Source organism: Actinoplanes sp. NPDC051513 (genome assembly GCF_044454685.1).
Taxonomy (GTDB): domain Bacteria; phylum Actinomycetota; class Actinomycetes; order Mycobacteriales; family Micromonosporaceae; genus Actinoplanes.
Genome location: NZ_JBITDW010000065.1, coordinates 1 through 3,805, shown reverse-complemented (window position 1 = coordinate 3,805; position 3,805 = coordinate 1). Strand labels below are relative to the sequence as shown.

The window sequence follows — 3,805 nt, the reverse complement described above, 5'->3', positions numbered from 1 at the left end:
TGCCACGGGGAGTGCGGGTCGGCGAAGAACACCTTCGTGCCGGTCTCAAGCGCGAATTGCACGTGGGCCGACAGCTCCTTGCCCCGGTCCCAGGTAAGGGTCTTGCGCAGCTGCTCGGGCAGCTGGGTCATCGACGCCGTCAGGGCGGCGTTCATCGCGATCGCGCCGTAACCGCCTAGCGCAGGGCCGTTCTTCACCGGTGGCGTCTCGCCCCACCCGTCCAATCGTGGCAGGTGCACCAGCAGCGTGGAGCGGCTGGCGCGTTCCACGACCGTGCCGATCGCCGACCGGCCAGTGCCGATGATCAGTCGGGTAGCCCCGACGCATTGCTGCGTCGGGGCCCCCTCAGAACCGTGCTTGCGGCGTTAACCGCACACGGCTCAAGCAAGCCCTCTGGAGTTGCGGACGGGCAGAAATGCGGTCGTTTGGGCCTTCGACGGCTTCGAGCCGTCGTAGGCATTGCGTGTGCGTGAGACGGGACCTTTTATCGTCCGACATGCCATCGACGCGGTAGGTCATCAGGTAATTCTTCGTAATGGCCTTCCGAATCGTTCGCACCCACTGCTCCCATTCGTCGGGGGTTTGTGGTTGATGGTCGGCGTGGAGTAGGAAACCTTTACACAGTGGACATCGACCGTTCTGTATCCGCAGGAGATGCAGGGTGGTCTTGTCCACCGGCATCGGTGGCCCCTTGCTCCGCCGCTGCGCCCAGTAGACTGCCAGGTCGGGGTCGTCCGGAGACGCCGTTCCCTTGACCAACTGGTGCCGGACGATCTTCGTCCAGGAGAACTTGACGAGGTAGGCGCCGCTTTCACGGTCGCCGAACACCCACCTGTCATGCCTGGCCTGGTTGAACCGGCCGAAGTACTTTGTGGAGATCCAGTGCTTCGACTTGTTCGGGTGGCTGTGTTTAGCCCATTTGTAGACGAGCGCCCACATATGGTTGTCCAGCGCCGTGAATATCTCGCTGGACACCACCGTCCGATAATAGGCCGACCAGCCACGCACTATCGGATTGATCGTGCGCAGCACTGCGCCGGCATTGGCCCCACGCAGGATCCGCACCTCGGCGCGCAGCCTTTCCCGGATCCGTCTCAACGCCGCCGCGCTCGGTTTGATCAGCAGCTTGCCGTGATAACGGCGGACGTTGAATCCCAAGAAGTCAAATCCGTCTTCAGCGTGGACGATACGAGTCTTGTCCTCGTTGAAGCCCAACCCCCTGAGCGCCAGCCACACGCGCAGCCGTTCCTTGACCTCTACGGCCTGTTCACGGCTAGCGCACATCACGACGAAATCATCCGCGTATCTCACCAGAACAGGGCTACCTACCATCGCGCTTCCAGCATCTCGACCGGTCGCGAAATAGCGAACCCCAGCGGCGGTTTCCATCCCATGAAGAGCCACATTAAATAGTACGGGACTGATCACCCCGCCTTGCGGGGTGCCCGCTTCCGTCGGCGCGAACCGGCCCCGATCGACCACTCCTGCGTTCAGCCATTGCTCGACGAGTCTCCTTCCGGGAAACGTGCCGATCGCCGCTATCAAACGGTCGTGGTCAATCCTGTCGAAGGCTGCCGTCAAGTCGGCGTCGAGCACCCACACCCGATGCGGGTTCTTACCGTTGAGTGTGGAGTAGATCGCCCCGATCGCATCATGACAGCCGCGGCCAGGCCGAAACCCATACGATTTCGGCTCGAACCGCGCCTCCCACTCGGCTTCCAGCGCTTTGACCGCCAGAGCCTGAAAAGCTCTATCGACAATGACTGGAATTCCGAGGCCACGCCGTTTCGTGGTCCCCGGTTTAGGGATGTACACACGCTTGACCGGTCGGGCGGTCCACGAGGCACCACGGCGCTGCAACCCATCAGCCAATTCCGCCTTGACGTGCGGGAACAGCACCACTTTCCCGTCGACCCCCGCCGTCTTACGACCAGCGTTGATCTCCGTGACCCGGCGCACGCTGATCAGCGCGTTAGACCGGGACCGGAGCATCAGTTTCTGCAGGTTCCGGACCCCCTTGAGGTCCCCCGCCCGCGACGCCGTGAAGATCCTCTGACGTAAACGCCGTACCTCGTCCTCAGCCCGACGCCAATCGATCGACTGCCAGTCCGCGACGACGTCCTCCGGTCCGTTCACCACGGCAACACCATCCGCACCCGCCAACGCGGCTGCGGATGTCGACGTCGTCGTAGCGTCCAACTTGTCCTTCGGTTCCGGTGTCGTTATTCAGTAAGTCTTCACAGGCTCACCTGACCCAGGTCAGCACCCTTTCGGGTCCGGATTCCTCCGTATCCAGCCAGTTATCCGGGAGACCCTGGTGGAGGACCAGGGATTCTCTCCCGGTTTTCCTGTTGCCTTTCGGCCACCGGCATTCGCTTCTTGGGTCATCCTATTCCCGCTGGGGATTAACCTTCCTCACGGTCGGCCTACCGGATCACATAGGACCCGGACCCATCGGGGTTGCCACGTTCCACACGAGTGAGACACGACCGGGGTGGGTGCCCCCTTTACCCCGAGGCGGCGGTGTCCACCTGGACGGAGTGACCTCTACCATCCAGCGCCTGCCGCTTCTCAACGGCCAGCCCTGCACCCCACTACCACATTCCATCGGCGAGGCTTGGGATCACGAGGCATCATCGGGGGTTCATTTGCATTCACCCGTCCGGTCTTCCCCCGGCCTGTAATTCCCGGATGGAACGGGAACCCTTGGGCTTGACTCCTGAGCTTCACACCCCGCCGTTACCAGCAACGCATGTCAAGAGAGGGGACGGGCCATCGGACACGGACCCGGAACTACACTTTCAGCAATAGCCGAACCTCCATATAGCGAGTTCACTCAATCTCGTGCGACTTCGTGTCGCACGGTCTCCCTCCCAGTGCCCAGGAACGGCGCGGTCGTCGGCTTCGGCCGGCCGTCGGCTGATGACCACGTCGGCGGTGACGTGGCCCTGCGGCTTGCTCCGGGACCTCGCGCGCGGCTCACGCAACGCACGTCCGGTGCGCAGGCAGGCGACCATCTCCCGCTTGAGCGCGCCGCGGCCCTCGATGAACAGGGCCTGGTAGATCGCCTCGTGGCTGATGCGCATGGACTCATCATCGGCGAAGTCGATCCTCAGCCGGTGCGCGATCTGCTCCGGGCTCCAGGCCGTCACCCACCGCCGGTCCTGTCGGTGCGGCTTGTTCAGCCCCTTCCACGCAGGCGGCCTGGGCCCGGCGACGACCGTGCCATCGGGTCTGCGGACGCTCCCGCTCAAACGCTCCTGCACGTACTCGCGCAGCCGTGAATTCGACACCAGCTTGGCCGTCTTCGGACGCTTGGCCGCCTGCTGCGCCTTCCACTGCGCCACCGTGGCCCGATACTCCTGCTTGCCGCTGCGTGTCGCCGCGTTCCGTCGCACTCACGCGAGACCGTCCCCGCATCGCGTCCGATGCTGCGGCCGATCTCCCGCACGCCCTTGCCCTGCGCCCGAAGCAGCGCGATCTCCTCGCGTTCCGCGAATGACAGATAGCGGCCCGAGGGTTCGTCCAGGCTGATCGGCGGCATGCCGCCAGCGTGGCGAAACCACCGCGCCCCAACCGGCCACGACACGCCAACGTGAAGCGCGGCCTCGACCGTCGTGATCCCCGTCGCGATCAGCTGCCAGAACTCCCGCTGCACAGCGCGCGACGGCTCAGGCCGACCCGGCGACCGCATCGGCGGCCGCAACGCCCGGTCCGCCGCCCACTGCCTCCGCACCCCTTCGGGCACCCGCTCCAGCTTCGTGTTCGCGCCCATCGCACACCTCCATGATCAAGGTGTTGCGAC

Annotated in this window: 1 protein-coding gene and 2 pseudogenes; all 3 read right to left on the bottom strand. The window is 64.3% G+C overall.

Going from position 1 to position 3,805, the window contains the following annotated elements; all coding sequences use genetic code 11:
* A pseudogene (locus tag ACIA5D_RS51695) lies at positions 1-308 on the bottom strand (transposase); the annotation flags it as partial.
* Between the two features lie 37 nt (positions 309-345).
* Positions 346-2,139 (bottom strand): group II intron reverse transcriptase/maturase, encoded by a 1,794-nt coding sequence (ltrA, locus tag ACIA5D_RS51690; protein WP_396038112.1) that lies wholly within the window; start codon positions 2,137-2,139, stop codon positions 346-348.
* Positions 2,140-2,864: 725 nt separating this feature from the next.
* Positions 2,865-3,544 (bottom strand): annotated as a pseudogene (locus ACIA5D_RS51685) (transposase); the annotation flags it as partial.
* Between the last annotated feature and the right edge of the window lie 261 nt (positions 3,545-3,805).